The sequence below is a fragment of the Pseudomonas silesiensis genome, from assembly GCF_001661075.1.
GTDB lineage: Bacteria > Pseudomonadota > Gammaproteobacteria > Pseudomonadales > Pseudomonadaceae > Aquipseudomonas > Aquipseudomonas silesiensis.
Genome location: NZ_CP014870.1, coordinates 515,018 through 532,460 on the forward strand (window position 1 = coordinate 515,018; position 17,443 = coordinate 532,460).

General features: G+C 57.5%; 17 protein-coding genes and 1 pseudogene. 7 read left to right on the plus strand and 11 right to left on the minus strand.

The genetic code is table 11. From position 1 onward, the window contains the following. Positions 1-85 precede the first annotated feature (85 nt). The 5 genes from PMA3_RS02230 to PMA3_RS02250 all read left to right on the plus strand — a co-directional run bounded on the left by PMA3_RS02230 (position 86) and on the right by PMA3_RS02250 (position 5,270). On the plus strand, positions 86-1,219 hold the full coding sequence (locus tag PMA3_RS02230) for a branched-chain amino acid ABC transporter substrate-binding protein (protein WP_064675640.1): 1,134 nt from the start codon (positions 86-88) through the stop codon (positions 1,217-1,219). A gap of 267 nt (positions 1,220-1,486) precedes the next feature. Beyond that, complete coding sequence (locus tag PMA3_RS02235) at positions 1,487-2,401, plus strand: ABC transporter permease subunit (protein WP_064675641.1); 915 nt, start codon at positions 1,487-1,489, stop codon at positions 2,399-2,401. Between the two features lie 3 nt (positions 2,402-2,404). Beyond that, on the plus strand, positions 2,405-3,688 hold the full coding sequence (gene livM, locus PMA3_RS02240) for a high-affinity branched-chain amino acid ABC transporter permease LivM (protein WP_064675642.1): 1,284 nt from the start codon (positions 2,405-2,407) through the stop codon (positions 3,686-3,688). Further along, on the plus strand, positions 3,685-4,557 hold the full coding sequence (locus PMA3_RS02245; protein WP_064675643.1) for an ABC transporter ATP-binding protein: 873 nt from the start codon (positions 3,685-3,687) through the stop codon (positions 4,555-4,557). The genes livM and PMA3_RS02245 overlap by 4 nt, the downstream gene beginning before the upstream one ends. After that, positions 4,554-5,270: an ABC transporter ATP-binding protein gene (locus PMA3_RS02250; RefSeq protein ID WP_064675644.1), complete on the plus strand. Its 717-nt coding sequence runs from the start codon at positions 4,554-4,556 to the stop codon at positions 5,268-5,270. The genes PMA3_RS02245 and PMA3_RS02250 overlap by 4 nt, the downstream gene beginning before the upstream one ends. 64 nt (positions 5,271-5,334) lie before the next feature. On the opposite strand, the pseudogene PMA3_RS31445 reads toward PMA3_RS02250, so the two are convergent. Further along, positions 5,335-5,535: pseudogene (locus PMA3_RS31445) on the minus strand (IS110 family transposase); the annotation flags it as partial. A gap of 965 nt (positions 5,536-6,500) precedes the next feature. Between PMA3_RS31445 and PMA3_RS02260 the strand changes: the two are divergent. Continuing rightward, a complete protein-coding gene (locus PMA3_RS02260; RefSeq protein ID WP_064675646.1) occupies positions 6,501-7,271 on the plus strand; it encodes an SDR family oxidoreductase in 771 nt (256 codons plus the stop codon). Positions 7,272-7,390: 119 nt separating this feature from the next. Here the strand turns inward: PMA3_RS02260 and PMA3_RS02265 are convergent, their stop codons facing one another. From PMA3_RS02265 to PMA3_RS02295, 7 genes are all read right to left on the minus strand, one after another. Next, positions 7,391-8,518 carry an AGE family epimerase/isomerase gene (locus PMA3_RS02265; RefSeq protein WP_064675647.1) on the minus strand — a complete coding sequence of 376 codons (1,128 nt, stop codon included), beginning with the start codon at positions 8,516-8,518 and terminating at the stop codon, positions 7,391-7,393. A gap of 192 nt (positions 8,519-8,710) precedes the next feature. After that, positions 8,711-9,283, minus strand: a complete 573-nt coding sequence (locus PMA3_RS02270; protein WP_064675648.1) for a HupE/UreJ family protein — start codon at positions 9,281-9,283, stop codon at positions 8,711-8,713. 35 nt (positions 9,284-9,318) lie between these two features. Then, on the minus strand, positions 9,319-9,933 hold the full coding sequence (ureG, locus tag PMA3_RS02275) for an urease accessory protein UreG (RefSeq protein WP_064675649.1): 615 nt from the start codon (positions 9,931-9,933) through the stop codon (positions 9,319-9,321). 23 nt (positions 9,934-9,956) lie between these two features. Then, positions 9,957-10,631, minus strand: a complete 675-nt coding sequence (locus tag PMA3_RS02280) for an urease accessory protein UreF (protein ID WP_064675650.1) — start codon at positions 10,629-10,631, stop codon at positions 9,957-9,959. Next, positions 10,628-11,128, minus strand: coding sequence for an urease accessory protein UreE (gene ureE, locus PMA3_RS02285; RefSeq protein WP_064675651.1), 501 nt, complete (start codon positions 11,126-11,128; stop codon positions 10,628-10,630). The genes PMA3_RS02280 and ureE overlap by 4 nt, the downstream gene beginning before the upstream one ends. A gap of 195 nt (positions 11,129-11,323) precedes the next feature. Beyond that, a complete protein-coding gene (locus tag PMA3_RS02290; protein WP_064675652.1) occupies positions 11,324-11,956 on the minus strand; it encodes a TetR family transcriptional regulator in 633 nt (210 codons plus the stop codon). 170 nt (positions 11,957-12,126) lie between these two features. Then, positions 12,127-12,513 carry a hypothetical protein gene (locus tag PMA3_RS02295; RefSeq protein WP_064675653.1) on the minus strand — a complete coding sequence of 129 codons (387 nt, stop codon included), beginning with the start codon at positions 12,511-12,513 and terminating at the stop codon, positions 12,127-12,129. Between the two features lie 388 nt (positions 12,514-12,901). Here PMA3_RS02295 and PMA3_RS02300 point away from each other — a divergent pair, with 388 nt between their 5' ends. Then, positions 12,902-14,968: an AsmA family protein gene (locus tag PMA3_RS02300; RefSeq protein WP_064675654.1), complete on the plus strand. Its 2,067-nt coding sequence runs from the start codon at positions 12,902-12,904 to the stop codon at positions 14,966-14,968. A gap of 85 nt (positions 14,969-15,053) precedes the next feature. Here the strand turns inward: PMA3_RS02300 and PMA3_RS02305 are convergent, their stop codons facing one another. From PMA3_RS02305 to PMA3_RS02315, 3 genes are all read right to left on the minus strand, one after another. After that, on the minus strand, positions 15,054-15,722 hold the full coding sequence (locus PMA3_RS02305; protein WP_064675655.1) for a hypothetical protein: 669 nt from the start codon (positions 15,720-15,722) through the stop codon (positions 15,054-15,056). A 75-nt stretch (positions 15,723-15,797) separates the two neighbouring features. Continuing rightward, complete coding sequence (locus PMA3_RS02310; protein ID WP_064675656.1) at positions 15,798-16,559, minus strand: hypothetical protein; 762 nt, start codon at positions 16,557-16,559, stop codon at positions 15,798-15,800. 114 nt (positions 16,560-16,673) lie between these two features. Further along, positions 16,674-17,438, minus strand: coding sequence for a hypothetical protein (locus PMA3_RS02315; RefSeq protein ID WP_082930245.1), 765 nt, complete (start codon positions 17,436-17,438; stop codon positions 16,674-16,676). Positions 17,439-17,443 lie beyond the last annotated feature (5 nt).

Here is a 17,443-nt window from a genome sequence, read left to right on the forward strand (position 1 = left end):
GAATAAAAAACCGATGGCACGGCCCTTGCTCTGAGCATTCAGAGAAGTCGCAGTGCCAACTAAAAAAACCATGGAGCACCACCTCATGTCCCAGACGTTTTACAAAAAAGGCTTTCTGGCCCTCGCAGTGGCAGCTGCGCTGGGTGTTTCTGCGTTTGCACAGGCTGACGTAAAAATTGGTGTGGCGGGTCCAATGACAGGTGCCAACGCGGCATTTGGCGAGCAGTACATGAAGGGTGCACAAGCGGCGGCCGATGCGGTCAACGCGGCGGGCGGCGTCAATGGGGAAAAAATCGTACTGGTCAAGGGCGATGACGCCTGCGAACCGAAACAGGCGGTGACGGTCGCCAAGGACCTGACCAACCAGAAAGTCGTTGGCGTGGTCGGTCACTTCTGTTCTTCGTCGACCATCCCGGCTTCCGAGATCTACGATGAAGCGGGCATCATCGCGATCACCCCCGGTTCCACCAACCCGGCGGTGACCGAGCGCGGCCTGAGTGCCATGTTCCGTATGTGCGGGCGTGACGACCAGCAAGGTATCGTGGCCGGCGACTACATTGTCGACGTGCTCAAGGGCAAGAAAGTCGTGGTCCTGCACGACAAGGACACCTACGGCCAAGGCCTGGCGGACGCGACCAAGGCCCAGCTGGAAAAACGCGGCGTGAAGCCGGTGTTGTATGAAGGCCTGACCCGTGGCGAGAAAGATTTCAGCACCATCGTCACCAAGATCCGCGGCGCTGGCGCCGACGTCGTCTACTTCGGTGGTCTGCACCCGGAAGCCGGTCCCCTGGTGCGCCAACTGCGCGAGCAAGGTCTCAAGGACGTCAAGTTCATGTCCGACGATGGCATCGTGACCGACGAACTGGTGACCACCGCTGGCGGTCCGCAATTCGTCGACGGCGTGCTGATGACCTTCGGCGCCGACCCGCGCATGCTGCCAGAAAGCAAGACCGTAGTGGATGAGTTCCGCAAGAAGGGCACCGAGCCTGAAGGCTACACCCTGTACGCCTATGCTTCGGTCCAGACCCTGGCCGCTGCCTTCAATGGCGCCAAGTCCAACAATGGTGAGAAAGCCGCCGAGTGGCTGAAGAAAAACCCGGTCAAGACCGTGATGGGCGAGAAGACCTGGGATGCCAAGGGCGACCTGAAAGTCTCCGACTACGTGGTTTACCAGTGGGACAAGGACGGCAAATACCACCAGCTGGAAAAACAGAAGTAAGGGCTGACTCGATCGGCTGATCCCTCGATTCCCTGTGGGAGCGGCGGTGCGGCGATCCGACTTGCCCGCGATGACGGCCTGACAGACGACAAATTTGTTGAATGTTCAACCGCTATCGCTGGCAAGTCGGATCGCCGCACCGCAGCTCTCACAGGGGCGGTGGTGTCTGGGCTGATCGCATCTGACATTGCTCCGACGTATATCTGTATTTTCCTTAGAAGAGCCGCACAGCCACATGTGCAGGTTCTCATTGCGTGAGATTGCGTTATGGATGGTATTTTCCTGCAGCAACTGGTCAACGGCCTGACCCTCGGGTCGGTCTATGGCCTGATCGCCATCGGCTACACAATGGTCTATGGCATCATCGGCATGATCAACTTCGCCCACGGCGAGGTTTACATGATTTCCGCTTACCTCGCGGCAATCAGTCTGGCTCTGCTGGCATACTTCGGTATTGAATCCTTCCCCCTGCTGATGCTCGGCACACTGATTTTCACCATCATCGTCACGGCGGTGTATGGCTGGGTCATTGAGCGCGTCGCCTACAAACCGCTGCGCAACTCCACCCGACTGGCCCCGCTGATCAGCGCCATCGGTATTTCCCTGATCCTGCAAAACTATGCACAGATCGCCCAGGGCGCCCGTCAACAAGGCGTGCCGACCCTGCTCACCGGTGCATGGCGAGTTGAAGTCGGGACCGGCTTCGTCCAGCTCACCTACACCAAGATCTTCATTCTGGTCGCAGCGTTTGCCGGGATGGCCCTGCTGACCTACATCATCAAGTACACCAAGCTCGGCCGCATGTGCCGCGCCACCCAGCAGGACCGCAAGATGGCCTCGATCCTGGGGATCAACACCGATCGCGTGATTTCCTACGTGTTCATCATCGGTGCTGCAATGGCGGCCCTGGCCGGTGTGCTGATCACCATGAACTACGGCACATTCGACTTCTACGCGGGCTTCATCATCGGCATCAAGGCGTTCACCGCCGCGGTGCTGGGCGGGATCGGCTCGTTGCCCGGGGCAATGCTCGGCGGGATCATTCTCGGGATCTCCGAGTCGCTGTTCTCCGGACTGGTCAACTCGGACTACAAAGACGTCTTCAGCTTCTCGCTGCTCGTTCTCGTTCTGGTCTTTCGGCCCCAAGGCCTGCTCGGCCGTCCTCTTGTGTCGAAGGTGTAAGCGATGTCTTCAACCACTAAAAAAACCATTGATCTCAAAAGAAGCCTGGTTGACGCGATTCTCGCCGGCCTGGTGGCCCTGATTGTGTTCGGCCCGATTGTCGGCGTGGTCCTGGACGGCTACGGCTTCAACCTGGAAACGACCCGGGTGGCATGGATTGTCGCCATCGTCATGGCGGGCCGCTTTGCCCTGAGCCTGTTCCTGCAAACCCCCAAGGGCCTGAAAATTCTCGAAGGCTTCGAAAGCACCGGCTCCGGGGTGCATGTACTGCCGCCGGACTACAAGACCCGGTTGCGCTGGATCATTCCGGTGGTAATCGTCGTCGCCGTGGTGTTCCCGTTTTTCTCCAACTCCTACCTGCTGGGCGTGGTCATCCTCGGGCTGATCTACGTGCTGCTGGGCCTGGGGCTGAACATCGTGGTCGGCCTGGCCGGCCTGCTCGACCTGGGTTATGTGGCGTTCTACGCCATTGGTGCCTATGGACTGGCGCTCGGTTATCAATACCTGGGGCTGGGCTTCTGGACGGTGCTGCCGCTGGCCGCGATCACGGCTGGGCTGGCCGGTTGCATCCTCGGTTTCCCGGTGCTGCGCCTGCACGGTGACTACCTGGCGATCGTGACCCTGGGCTTTGGTGAAATCATCCGTCTGATCCTCAATAACTGGCTGTCCCTGACGGGTGGCCCGAACGGCATGGCGGCGCCGTTGCCGACCTTCTTCGGCCTCGAGTTCGGTAAGCGAGCCAAGGAAGGGGGTGTTCCGTTCCATGAGTTTTTCGGCATCGCCTATAACCCGGACGTGAAGTACTACTTCATCTATGCGGTATTGTTCCTGGTGGTATTGGCCGTGCTGTACGTCAAGCACCGCTTGACCCGCATGCCGGTCGGCCGCGCCTGGGAAGCCTTGCGCGAAGACGAAATCGCTTGCCGCTCCATGGGCCTGAACCACGTACTGGTCAAGCTTTCGGCATTCACCATCGGTGCATCGACAGCTGGCCTGGCCGGCGTGTTCTTCGCCACTTATCAAGGCTTCGTCAACCCGACCTCGTTCACCTTCTTCGAATCGGCACTGATCCTCGCCATCGTGGTACTGGGCGGCATGGGCTCGACCATCGGCGTGGTCATCGCCGCATTCGTGCTGACCGTGGCCCCGGAACTGTTGCGCGGCTTCGCCGAATACCGCGTATTGCTGTTCGGCATCCTGATGGTGTTGATGATGATCTGGCGACCGCGCGGCCTGATTCGGATCAGCCGTACCGGTGTGACCCCGCGTAAAGGAGTAGCGCCATGAGCGAAGTCGTACTCTCGGTCGAGAAGCTGATGATGCACTTCGGCGGCATCAAGGCATTGAGCGATGTCAGCCTGAAAGTGCACCGCAACTCGATCTTCGCCCTGATCGGCCCCAACGGAGCCGGCAAGACCACCGTGTTCAACTGCCTGACCGGGTTCTACAAAGCCTCCGGCGGCAAGATCGAACTCAATACCCGTGGCGAGCGAACCAACGTGATCCAGCTGTTGGGCGAATCATTCAAAGCCATCGATTTCGTTTCACCGAAAAGCTTTATCACTCGGCTGCGCTACAAGATGTTTGGCGGTACCCACCTGGTTAACCGGGCGGGCCTGGCGCGCACGTTCCAGAACATTCGCCTGTTCAAGGAAATGTCGGTGCTGGAGAACCTGCTGGTCGCCCAGCACATGTGGGTCAACCGCAACCTGCTGGCCGGTATCCTCAACACCAAGGGCTACCGCAAGGCCGAAAGCGATGCGCTGGATCATGCATTCTACTGGCTGGAAGTGGTGGACCTGGTGGACTGCGCCAACCGTCTGGCCGGTGAGCTGTCCTACGGGCAACAACGCCGCCTGGAAATCGCCCGGGCCATGTGCACCCGGCCCCAGATCATCTGCCTCGACGAACCGGCCGCCGGCCTCAACCCTCAGGAAACCGAAGCGTTGAGCGCGATGATCCGGCTGCTGCGCGACGAGCACGATCTGACCGTGGTGCTGATCGAACACGATATGGGTATGGTCATGAGCATTTCCGATCACATCGTGGTACTGGACCACGGCATTGTCATCGCTGAAGGCGGGCCTGAAGCGATTCGTAACGATCCGAAGGTGATTGCGGCCTATCTGGGCGCGGACGAAGAGGAGGTGGTATGACTCAACCCATCCTCGAGCTCAAGGAACTGGACGTGTTTTACGGGCCGATCCAGGCCCTGAAGAAAGTCTCGCTGCACATCAACGAAGGGGAAACCGTCAGCCTGATCGGCTCCAACGGCGCCGGCAAATCGACCCTGCTGATGTCGATCTTCGGTCAGCCGCGGGCGGCAGGCGGGGCGATCGTCTATCAAGGGGTGGACATCACCCACAAGTCGTCCCACTACATCGCCTCCCACGGTATTGCCCAGTCGCCGGAAGGTCGGCGGGTGTTCCCTGACATGACCGTCGAGGAAAACCTGCTGATGGGCACTATCCCGATCGGTGACAAGTACGCTACCGAAGACATGCAGCGCATGTTCGAGCTGTTTCCACGGCTCAAGGAGCGGCGCACCCAGCGGGCCATGACCATGTCCGGTGGCGAGCAGCAAATGCTGGCCATCGCCCGTGCGTTGATGAGCCGGCCGAAATTGCTGTTGCTCGATGAGCCAAGCCTGGGGCTGGCGCCGATCGTGGTGAAACAGATCTTCGCCACCCTGCGGGAGCTGGCGAAAACGGGCATGACCATCTTCCTGGTCGAGCAGAACGCCAACCACGCCCTCAAGCTGTCGGACCGGGCCTATGTGATGGTCAACGGCGAGATCCGCATCACGGGTACCGGCAAGGAGCTGCTGGTCAACGAGGAGGTGCGCAACGCTTATCTTGGCGGGCACTGAGTTCACTGTTGTAACACCAAGCCCCGGCGCGCAATCGCCGGGGCTTTTTTACGTCCTCAAACACCGCAAATTCCCTGTGGGAGATATTGGTGGACTCAATGGCGACTTCGACAGCCCCTGGCAAGCCCTTCAGCCATTGCTTGATCGCCGTCTTGTTGTTGGGAATCGTCTCAAGCAGATCCAGCTCAGCTTGAAAGATCACCAACTCATTCTTGGCGACATCGACGCCAACGATTGGCATCAGGACAGAAACTGGCATTGCCATTGAAATTCCCCCGAGATATGGTTTTGAACACTTGAAGGGCTCACCCAGGGGCGCAGGCTTGTTCCTATCGTCGGTCTTAGCCTGATGCATTCTTTATCGGCGCTTGAGTGAAAGGAGGAGGGGCGAAATCTCCCACGGATCTGTACTGCGTCAACAGTCAGAATCGGGCTTTGTCCCTTCTCCTCCCTTCAAGTCCTAGCATACAAGCGGGCTTGCTCGCGAAGGCGGTGTTTCAGCCACTTTGATGCTGGATGTGCTGCCGTCTTCGCGAGCAAGCCCGCTCCCACAAGGATCTCCATGTGCTTTTTGGAAATTGTGGAAAACAATATTCACAAGCTCTCAAAGCGCGACATAAAGTCGCTGCAAATAGTTGTTTTGCCACAGTTTTGACTTGTCCCCGTTTGCTGTGGAGCTGGCTGTGAATAACGTGGGAGTAGGTGGCTGCAAGCCTTTGAATCCGGGGTCTGCAGAGATATGATCGTTTTTTGATCATGGGTTTTTGCCGGGAATGAACCCGACGTTGTCAACCTTTTTAATGATAGCGAAAACAGGTCGAAATGAGTCGGAGCAGCCTGTGGATAAGTCTGTGGTTAAACTCTGGAAAGACTCGGCTGGAGGCCGTAGTTGCTGGCTTGGCGCCATCGTTGGTTCTACCTGAATCGTGCAAATTGCCCTAGGGCTGCATGGGAGGACGGCCAGGGTCAAGCGAAAAAATTTTGAAATGGCTCTTGAAGCCTTGTGCACAGCGGCTTTCAGCTTTTCCACTTGCCCCCGGAATGTGTGGATGGGGCTGTGGATAAGGTGCGCGCACATGGCTGCAGCCCATGCGGGTCAAGGCCTGGCTACGATTGATCGCTTTTTATACAAAAACGCGGCCACAGGTTGCCGGTGGAAGTCTGGCGGGGCATGCTGCCAGCTGATTTCTATCCCACTGGCTGCCCATCAGCCGAAGCAAGGAGAACACGATGTCCAACACCCTGTTTATTACCGGCGCGACCTCCGGTTTTGGTGAGGCCTGTGCCCGGCGTTTTGCCGATGCCGGCTGGAAACTGGTGCTGACAGGTCGTCGTGAAGAGCGCCTCAATGCCCTGTGCGCCGAGTTGTCGAAGCAGACCGAGGTCCACGGCCTGGTGCTCGACGTGCGTGATCGCAAGGCCATGGAGGAAGCGATAGCCAACCTGCCGCCTTCGTTCGCCAAACTGCGCGGGCTGATCAACAACGCCGGCCTGGCCCTGGGCGTTGACCCGGCGCCCAAGTGCGACCTCGACGATTGGGACACCATGGTCGACACCAACATCAAAGGCCTGATGTACAGCACTCGCCTGCTATTGCCGCGCCTCATCGCCCATGGCCGCGGCGCCGGCATCGTCAACCTCGGCTCCATTGCCGGCAACTACCCATACCCGGGCAGCCATGTGTATGGCGCGAGCAAGGCGTTCGTCAAACAGTTCTCCCTGAACCTGCGCTGCGACCTGCAAGGGACTGGCGTGCGCGTCAGCAATATCGAGCCGGGCCTGTGCGAAAGCGAGTTCTCGCTGGTGCGTTTCGCCGGTGACCAGGATCGTTACAACGCGACCTACGCCGGGGCCGAGCCGATCCAGCCGCAAGACATCGCCGATACGATCTTCTGGGTGCTCAACGCCCCGGCACACATCAATATCAACAGCCTGGAACTGATGCCGGTGAGCCAGACCTGGAGTGGGTTTGCGATTGAGCGTAATAGCGACAGGGCGTAAGACCGCGTAACGGCCATTCGCGGGCAAGCCACGCTCCCACAGGGTTCGCGCCGTTCACATTATCGTGAACCGGCACGAACCCTGTGGGAGCGGGCTTGCCCGCGAAAGCAATCTCCCTGTCAACGCAGATAGTCGGCCAATCCGCGATAACAGGTCGCCAAGTGATAAGGCGTGGTCGAAGGCATATCCTGACGGCTCACTTCACCGCGCTCATCCCGACACTCATACCAGCCGCCTGCATGCAGATGGCGCTGCTGCAATGCCTGTAACTGCTGTAGCACCGCGGTCTCGCTGTCCGGACGCAAGGTCAGGGCGCGCAGGTATTCAGCCTGGGCCCAGATGCGTTGGGTGGCATCCTTGGAAAGACCCTCCAGATTGAGCATTGCCTGTACGGCGCCGGTCTGTTGATCGACACCCAATTGCTCGGTCAACGCGAAGGCGCGCTCCAGGGACGTGTGTAATGCCGAACCACGCAGTAACGCAGATGACTCCAGCAGGAAATACCACTCGAACTGATGCCCCGGTTCAAACCAGTTATCCACAAGCCCCAACGGTTTTTCCATCAATACATCGTGTTGTGGATCGATAAAACGCTTGTGCATGGCAGTGCATAAGTCGACGAGCGCGTCTTGCACGGCGTTGTCTTCGCGCACCGACAGCGTGGCGAGGAACGCTTCGGCCAAGTGCATCAGAGGGTTCTGCAGCGGTCCGCTGTTGAGCGATGACCAATCACGATCAAGGCTGGCTTCGTACAGGCCGTCACCCGTGGAGAAATGCTGCGCTATCACTTGCAGTGCTGCGTTGAGCACCGATTCCACCTGCGGTTCGCGGACTTTATCCCAGTAATGGGCGCAAGCGAAAAGGATGAAGGCGTGGGTGTAGAGGTCCTTGCGCTGATCCAGCGGCGCTCCGTGCGGGTCGACGCTGTAGAACCAGCCGCCATGCTCGACATCTTGAAAATGCTGCTGCAAGGAATGGAACAGCGTCGCGGCGCGCTCCTCGGCGGCCGGTACCTGGCCGATCAGGCTTGAAAACAGATACAGCTGCCGCGCGCAGGCCATTGCCCGATAACGTTGAGGGAGCAACGGTTGATGACTGGCGTCCAGCGCCTCGTAAGGCAGCGCCATGTCGCAGTTCCAGCCGGGTCCTTGCCAGAGCGGCACGATCACGTTCAGAAAGTGCTGTTGCACCGAGGCGAACAGTGCGGTCAATTCAGGCTGGGAGGCGGAGCGGGAAACTGGCGGCATTGGCTGGCGTCGTCACGGCAGGGTCGATTGCGCGACATGTTAGCAGGCCTGAGAGATGCGGTGTCTGTCAGGCCGCCTTCGGGCAAGCCTCGCTCCTACGGATGTCGGATTGAATCGCAAATCATGCGAACGACACATTACCTGTAGGAGCGAGGCTTGCCCGCGAAGAGGCCCTCGCAGACGATACAAAAATCAGCCCGCCAGCAACCAGGCGCCCGTCACCGCCGAACCCACGCCCGCCAACCTAACCAGCGGGGCCGCCGCTTGAGGCAGCATTCGAACCACTGCATAACCCGCTGCATGCAACACCGCCGTCGCCGCCACAAACCCCGCCGCATACGCCCAAGGACTCGACATCTCCGGCAATTCCAACCCATGCGCCACGCCATGGAACAGCGCGAACAACGCCGTCGCACCCACCGCCAGGCTCAACGGCGGACGCACCGCCAACGCCACCGCCAGCCCCAGCGCCAGCACCGATGCGGCAATCCCGCTTTCCAGTGCCGGCAAGTTCAATCCTTCAAAGCCCAACAGCCCGCCGATCAGCAGGGTGCCGACGAAAATGCACGGCAACGCCCATCGCGCGGTACCTTTCTGCTGCGCAGCCCACAGCCCGACTGCAACCATCGCCAGCAAGTGGTCGAGGCCGCCGATCGGGTGGCTGATACCAGCGATCAAACCATTGTCGCCATGACCCGGATGAGCGAAGGCGACGGCTGGAGTGAGCAGCAGGGCCATGGCGCCCAGAATGCGTTTAAGTGTCATGGATAAGCTTCCTTGTTGATAACGGTTGAGCGAGATCAGGCCGCGGTCAGCAGGCCTTGGCGTTCGATAAAGGCAATGATTTGTTCCAGGCCCAAGCCGGTTTTCTGGTTGCTGAATACAAAAGGCTTGCCGTTACGCATGCGTTTGGTGTCGCTGTCCATCATCTCCAGCGACGCGCCTACCAGCGGCGCGAGATCGATTTTATTGATGACCAGCAGATCTGATTTGCAGATCCCCGGCCCGCCCTTGCGCGGTAGCTTGTCGCCCGCCGATACGTCGATCACGTAGATGGTCAGGTCGGACAGTTCCGGGCTGAACGTCGCCGAAAGATTGTCGCCACCGGACTCCACCAGAATCAGGTCGAGCCCCGGAAAGCGGCGGTTCAGTTGATCCACGGCCTCCAGGTTGATCGACGCATCTTCGCGGATCGCCGTATGCGGGCAGCCGCCGGTTTCCACACCGATGATCCGTTCCGGCGCCAGGGCCTCGTTGCGCACCAGAAAGTCGGCGTCTTCACGGGTGTAAATGTCGTTGGTCACCACCGCCAGGTTGTAGCGGTCGCGCAAGGCCAGGCACAGGGCCAGGGTCAGCGCGGTTTTGCCGGAACCGACCGGGCCGCCGATGCCGACACGCAGAGGTTGTGTGTTCATGTGATTCTCCAAAATAACAGGCCCTAGGAACGGAACAGACGGCTGTACTGGCGCTCATGGGCCATGCACGCCAGCGACAGGCCGAAAGCGGCGCTGCCACACTGTTCGGGTTTGATTCGGGTAGCGTTTTTCTGAGCCTGTTGCAGCAATGGCAGCAGTTCGCTGGTCAGGCGTTGCGCGGCTTGCTGGCCCAGGGGCAGGGTTTTCATCAGCACGGCCAGCTGGTTTTCCAGCCAGCTCCAGAGCCATGCCGCCAGCGCATCTTGCGCACTGATGTGCCATGCGCGAGCGGCCAACGCCCAGCCAAGGGCCAGGTGCGGTTCCGGGTGTTGGTCGAGAAAGGCGCGGGCCGGGGCATCCAGTTCCGGCAAGCCATTGAGTAGTTGCTGCAAGGAATAGCCCATTTGCCGGCTTTCCTGGTGCAACTCGCGGGTTTCCCGGCTGGAGCGGTGTTCTTCACAACGTTGCAGCAAGTCGGCCCAGTTTTCCTCGGCCGCGGCCGTGCAGTGGGCGAGCAGCAGAGGCGCTTCGAAGCGTGCCAGGTTCAGCAGCAGTTGATCGCTGATCCAGCGTCGCGCACTCCCGGGATCGTTGACGCGGCCATTTTCCACAGCCATTTCCAGGCCTTGGGAATAGCTGTAGCCACCAATCGGCAATTGCGGACTGGCCAGACGCAGCAGCGCCCAGGCTGGATTCATGAACGCACGCCGAACTGGTGAAGTTTCGGCGGATAATTGAAATCTTCATCGCCATGGCGTGAATGGTGATGGCCTCCGCCGTAGGCACCGTGTTCCGGCTGAAACGGCGCTTGGCTGTCCTCGACCCTGGCCCCCAGCTGTTCGAGCATGGCCTTGAGTACATAGTCATCGAGCAGGCGCAGCCAGCCATCCCCGACTTGCAGTGCCACATGGCGATTTCCCAGGTGATAGGCGGCGCGGGTCAATTCGAAGGCATTGGCGCAGGTGACGTGCAGCAATTGTTCGGCCCGGGCACGGACGCGGACGATGCGACCGTCCTCGGCCTGCAGGCATTCGCCGTCATACAGCGGCGGTTGACCGCGCTCCAAAAACAATCCGACGTCTTCACCGTCAGCACTGAAACAGCGCAGTCGGCTTTTGCTCCGGGCTTCGAAGGTCAGGTGCAATTCAGCAGCCCAGACGGGTTGAGGGTCGATTCTGCGATGAATCACCAGCATGGGAAGGCTTCCAGCAATGAACAATAGTCAGGCTAGAGCAAGGGGCTTGCCAAGGACGGGATCTGTAGGAAATAGGCGCCGAAGTCTGTAAGACGTTTGGGTGTGGCGCAACAAACTGAATTAATTTGGTGCAAGGGTAAGTGTGATGCACCAATTTGCAGCGCACACAAAAAGCTCGTCCATGCGCCCGGGGAGCTATTCGGTACTTCCCAGCCCCTGCCAATGTTTCAACCCGATAAAGATGAACCTTAGCTGCTGGGTGATCTTCGCCTGCGGTGTCAGGTGTTCGGGTAACGCCTGCGCCGGCGGATCAATGATGTCTGGCAGCGTCGCAAACACACTCTTGACGATCAGATCGGCCATTACGCTCAGGGCGGCGATATCCAGGTGCTGAAGTTTGGGCATCAGCGACAAATCAGCCGCCAGGTCCGAGCTGATGTCTTCGCGCAAACGACCGATGGCCTGGCGCACCGGCAGCGAGCCTCCGTATTGCTCGCGGGCCAGAAACAGAAATTGCGAACGGTTGGCGGACACCACGTCGAGAAAGATTCGCACAGAGGCGTCGATGATGCCGCCCATGACGAACTCGTTGTGGCGCACCAGGCGGATGGTTTCGCGGAAAGTCTGCCCGACTTCACTGACCAGCACCAAACCCAGCTCATCCATGTCGGCGAAATGCCGGTAGAAACCGGTGGGGACGATGCCGGCGGTCCTCGCCACTTCGCGCAGGCTCAGGCTGCCGAATCCTCGGCCGCACTCCATCAAGTGGCGGGCAGCGTCCATCAGGGCGTTGCGGGTCTGTTGTTTCTGTTCGGCGCGGGGCAGCATCGCAAGGGTGTTTTCTGGACAGGGACAGCGACGCACTCTAGCAAATAGGCCTTGCCAGCGTCGAACGACTATCGGGGGATTGTGCGGGGAAATCGGGTGTACGAGGTGAAACGCTATAAAATCAAAAGCCCAATCCGTTGATTGGGCTTTTTTTCAAGGCCGCCATGGGCTTAGCTCAAGGCGCTGTTGCGTTCGATGACGCGATCACCACCACCTTCAGCCAGGGTTTGACCTTGTGGAGTGCGATCGGAACCGTCAGCCGCCAGGGTTTGACCTTGTGGAGTGCGATCGGAACCGTCAGCTGCCAGGGTTTGACCTTGTGGGGTGCGATCGGAACCGTCAGCTGCCAGGGTTTGACCTTGTGGTGTACGGTCCGAGCCATCTTGAGTGATCAGGCCTTTTTCTTTCAGGCGATCATTGCCACCTTCGGCGACGGTTTGACTGAATGCCGAGTGGCTTGATTTCACTTGCGGAGTGGCCTGGTCGGCCGCAGGCAGGGCAAAAGCAGTGCTGGCCAGCATTGAAAGGGTAAGGCTAAGCAGTAATTGGCGTTTCATGATTGGGTGCTCCGTGGGAGGGCGATAAAGTGGGTACGAGGGCAATGCTACTCTCGATAAGTCGATATAAAAGTTCATAAACGCAATGGTAATAATCAACGGAATTGATTGTTCGCTGAAAAGGCTCTAGATCGGGTGTTTCCGAAGGACGGTTTTGCACCGGCGTGGGTATTTTCGACTCACTTGCGTCACACAAAAGTGCGGGTGCGGTAACGCTGAAGGGAACGCTACGCCCGCAACCGAACGGCTATTTGTGTGCGAATCAATCTTTCCATTAAACCTGCGGCCGGTTTTTCAGTCCTAGATTTCAGGGCAAGCCGGTTCCGGCCTAACGTTTTACACGCGCGTCGCAGTCAGGGGCGCTCAGTCGTATAAGGAGCTCTGTGCAATGACGCGCACTCGTAAAATTATTCTCTGGACGGTCGCCAGCCTTGTTGTTCTGCTGGCCGTACTGGTTCTGGTCATCGCGTTCTTCGATTGGAACCGGATCAAACCGCCACTCAATGCCAAAGTGTCTGAAGAGCTGCACCGCCCGTTCGCCATCAATGGCAACCTGGCGGTCGTCTGGCAGCGCGACCCCGACGAAGGTGGTTGGCGGGCCTGGGTGCCGTGGCCGCATGTGGTTGCCGAGGACCTGAGCCTGGGTAACCCGGACTGGTCGAAGCAGCCGCAGATGGTCACCCTCAAACGCGTCGAATTGCGCATTTCACCCTTGGCCTTGTTGGCACAGCGGGTGGTGATCCCGCGCATCGATCTCACTGAGCCCAATGCCGAGCTGCAGCGCCTGGCTGACGGCCGCGCCAACTGGACATTCAAGTTCGATCCCAAGGATCCGGATGCCGAGCCTTCGAACTGGGTGGTGGACATTGGCGCGATCGGCTTCGACAAGGGGCACGTCACCCTCGACGACCAGAACCTGAAGACACAGCTTGAGCTGATCATCGACCCGCTGGGCAAACCGATTCCGTTCAGCGATATCGTCGGCGACAAGGCGGCGAAAACCGCGCAGGAGAAGGGCGCCGCTCCCCAGGATTACGCGTTCGCCCTGAAGGTCAAAGGCCAATACCACAACCAGAAACTGACAGGGGAGGGCAAGATCGGCGGCCTGCTGGCCCTGCAGGATGCGGCCAGACCGTTTCCGCTCCAGGCCCAGGTCAAGATTGCCGACACCAGTGTCGAACTGGCCGGCACCCTGACCGATCCGCTTAACCTCGGTGCTTTGGACTTGCGGCTGAAGCTGGCCGGCGCCAGTCTCGGCAATCTCTACCCGTTGACCGGCGTGATCCTGCCGGATACGCCACCCTATGCCACCGACGGCCATTTGATCGCCAAGCTGCATGAGCCCGGTGGCACGGTTTTCCGCTACCAAGAGTTCAACGGCAAGATCGGCGCGAGCGACATCCATGGCAGCCTGGCCTATGTCGCCAGCCAGCCACGGCCGAAACTCAGCGGCTCGCTGGTGTCCAATCAATTGCTGTTTGCCGACCTGGCGCCATTGATCGGCGCCGACTCCAACGCCAAGCAGAAAGCCCGTGGCGGCGAAAGCAAGCAACCGGCGGACAAGGTATTACCGGTCGAAGAGTTCAAGACCGAGCGCTGGCGCGACATGGATGCCGACGTCGAATTCACCGGGAAACGCATCGTTCACAGCGAAAGACTGCCGTTTAACGATCTTTATACCCATTTGGTACTGACTGATGGCGTGCTCAGCCTGGAACCGCTACGTTTCGGTGTGGCGGGTGGCAAGCTGGATGCGCAGATTCGCCTGAACGGACACGCCGAGCCGTTGGAAGGCCGGGCGCAGCTCACCGCACGTGGATTCAAGCTCAAACAGTTGTTCCCGACATTTGAGCCGATGAAAACCAGTTTCGGTGAGCTCAATGGCGACGCCGACATTACCGGGCGGGGTAATTCGGTAGCCGAATTGCTGGCTACTTCCAATGGCAACTTGAAGATGCTGATCAACGACGGCGCCATCAGTCGCGAGTTGATGGAGCTGGCCGGGCTGAACGTCGGCAACTATGTGGTTGGCAAGATCTTTGGCGACAAGGAAGTGAAGATCAACTGCGCGGCCGCCAATTTCGACATCAAGACCGGCCTGGCAACCTCGCAGCTGTTTGTCTTCGACACCGAGAACGCGATCATTTATATCGATGGCACGGCGAACATGGCGACTGAGCAACTGGACCTGACCATCTCCCCGGAATCCAAGGGCTGGCGTTTGATTTCGTTGCGATCGCCGCTGTATGTGCGGGGTAAGTTCATCAAGCCCGATGCCGGCGTGAAGGCGGTCCCGCTGATGTTGCGCGGGGCGGGGATGGTGGCGTTAGGTGTGATTGCCGCACCGGCGGCGGGTCTGTTGGCCTTGGTGGCGCCTAGTGGGGGCGAGCCTAATCAGTGTGCGCCATTGCTGGAGCAGATGAAGGCGGGCAAGGCGCCGAAGACCGTCAAATGATGAAAAGGCTCGTTTTTTTGCGGTGCACATCATTGCTATTCAAGCGGCTGATCACATGCTGTTCAGATGTGCATGGGTGCTGACTTTATAACGGCGTTGCATTGAGGTGGAAGAGCTTGGTTTTAATGTTGCTACCAAGCTTTTCGATCACCTTGTCACGAATGCCGGCATAATTGTCGTCCCCTAGATAAGTAATCCACAGGTCGACCTGCGGAGCGACTTTTTCCAGGGGAAACTCTTCGTCAAGAATCGTGATGTCAACAGGGTTGGCGGCGTTGAGCATGATGTTGCATGAAATGACCATCGTGTTTTCACAGACAACGGTCAATAACAGGCGGGCCGTGTTGGAGGTCGTCTGGTCAACAGGTTGATTGCGTTGGACGTTATTCAAACAGGCCGCCAAGGCCTCGGAGTCTTCAGGTAGATTTTTTACGACAGCCAGACAGTCAGCAAGCTGACTAAGCTGCGCAGGGGTCAAGTACCTGGATAGCGTAAGCTCGGCGAGTGTTAGTATACTCGCCGATTTAACTTTAGGGCTATGGCTTGCATCAGCTTTGGCTGCCCAAAATATAGAGCCAAGTGTTCGCTTGTAAGAGTAGAACCAAGAGTCCGGAGCACCGCTGCTCAGGTTGGAGGCCAAACTCCCTAGCAAACTTGAATTCAAGATATCATTCTTGAAGTCAGATGAGTGTTGTCCCAAAAAAACAGTAATGTTTCCATTGACGATATACGTGTCAAAGGCGCTATTAGTCATTTGTATTCCTGCTGGCTACAATGGTTTGACGAAACGGCTCGTGGGCACTGCCTGGATAGTTTGGCAGGATCAGTGTCAGTCTAGATCCGGAATATCGGCGAGAGCGTTTCTGGCAGTATCGCCAATTTTTTGAAGAACCAATTGACGTATCCCGGCGTAGACATCCAGGTTCAGGTACATGGCCTGTGCGGCTGTCTGGATTTTTGTTTGCTGGCTGGTTGATTTCCAGAACAGAATGCCACGACTGCTTTCGCTGACATCGAGGGAATTGCAGTTAAGGATCATCATTGGATAACCCTCCTTGGTTTGCCAGATCGGCGACATGTCGAATTTGGCGTCTGATCCGACATCAGCTTTACGGTTGTAAATATCAATAAGCCCGTCATCGTTTTTGACAACCCCTACCGCCTTGGCAGCCACTTCCGCGAGTTTCGGGGCATTAGCTCCCACCAGGCCTTGCAGTGCAAGGACAGCGACAACATCCATCGTCAAGCCACTGCGTTTAATCGTTTGTTGCTTGATCTGGGAAGCCTGAATGATCCAGCCAAGCTTTTCCATAGTCTCGGTATAGACCTTGTACCATTGATGGAGCTCTTTTTTGGGGTCATAACGCTTCGTCGCAGCGTTCTGTACCAATTGCTTGCAGTTATTGACGTCTTTACGGTTCTGTTCCGCTATGTCCGCCATGAAGAGATTCATCATCTCTTCTCCAATGGTGGCGTTTGGCTTGCTAAGATCGATTGTCGGTTGAGCAGCTAAAGATCGAATGGCGGGGGTCTTGACTGCTGGCAAGGAAGGTAGAGAATCAATAAGTTCAAGGCGTTGTTCAAGATGCATGTTTAAAATCCTTTTTTGGTTTGATCAGACTTAATGTCTGTATCGTTACTATAATGGCTGAAAACTGTAAGTCTATCGCTTGATTGTAACTCGATGCAGATGATGTGAATCTGGTTAAATCTGGAGCAAATCGGTGATATGAAGTAATTCAGTTAGCATTTTGTCTCCAAGTTTTTTTGCGATTTGCGCGCGCCTGGTGTTGTATCGATGTTCGTTTATAGTGCTGATCAATAAGCGACTATTATAAACCTCGTCGAGTGCTTTCAATGTCGGATTGGTCAGGATGTCGAGCCCAATCAAATCGTCGGTTTTAAACGAGACTTGCAGAGTCGCGACTTTTTTATTGTCGAATACGATGGTTAGCGTAACTGAAGTAGCGTATGACTGCTTGAAAGGGGAGCGAGAGCCAGTTGTGTAGGAGACGTCAGAAGCGTTGAGCTCAAGTCTGTTAGTAATGCTCTTGGCTGCGGGTACGTCACTTGGGAGCCTGGCCAGTTTTATCAATATTGTGTCCAATATCGCTCTTTCATTGGTTTTGAGGGTCTTGCCAGTACACAAATCAATAATATTCAAGAGGCTGCTGTTTTCGAATTTCAAAAATTTCAGCTCGGAGCTGCTCCCGATCCAGTCCAGTTTTTTTAACGTGCCTGTATAAGTGGACCACGAGGTGAGGCCGTCGTTGAGTTTTTGAGACAAAAGATGGCCGCACAAGCTTGTGTGCAATATGTCTTTTTTGAAAGCCTCAGTATGCTGTCCAAAAAAAACCGTTATATTTCCACTGACAAGGTAAATATCAATTAATTGTTTAATGATGGCTTCTCCGAAGTGAGGCTGATACGGAGCGGGGAATTGAAATCGACTATGGGTAGCCGATTTCAATTAAG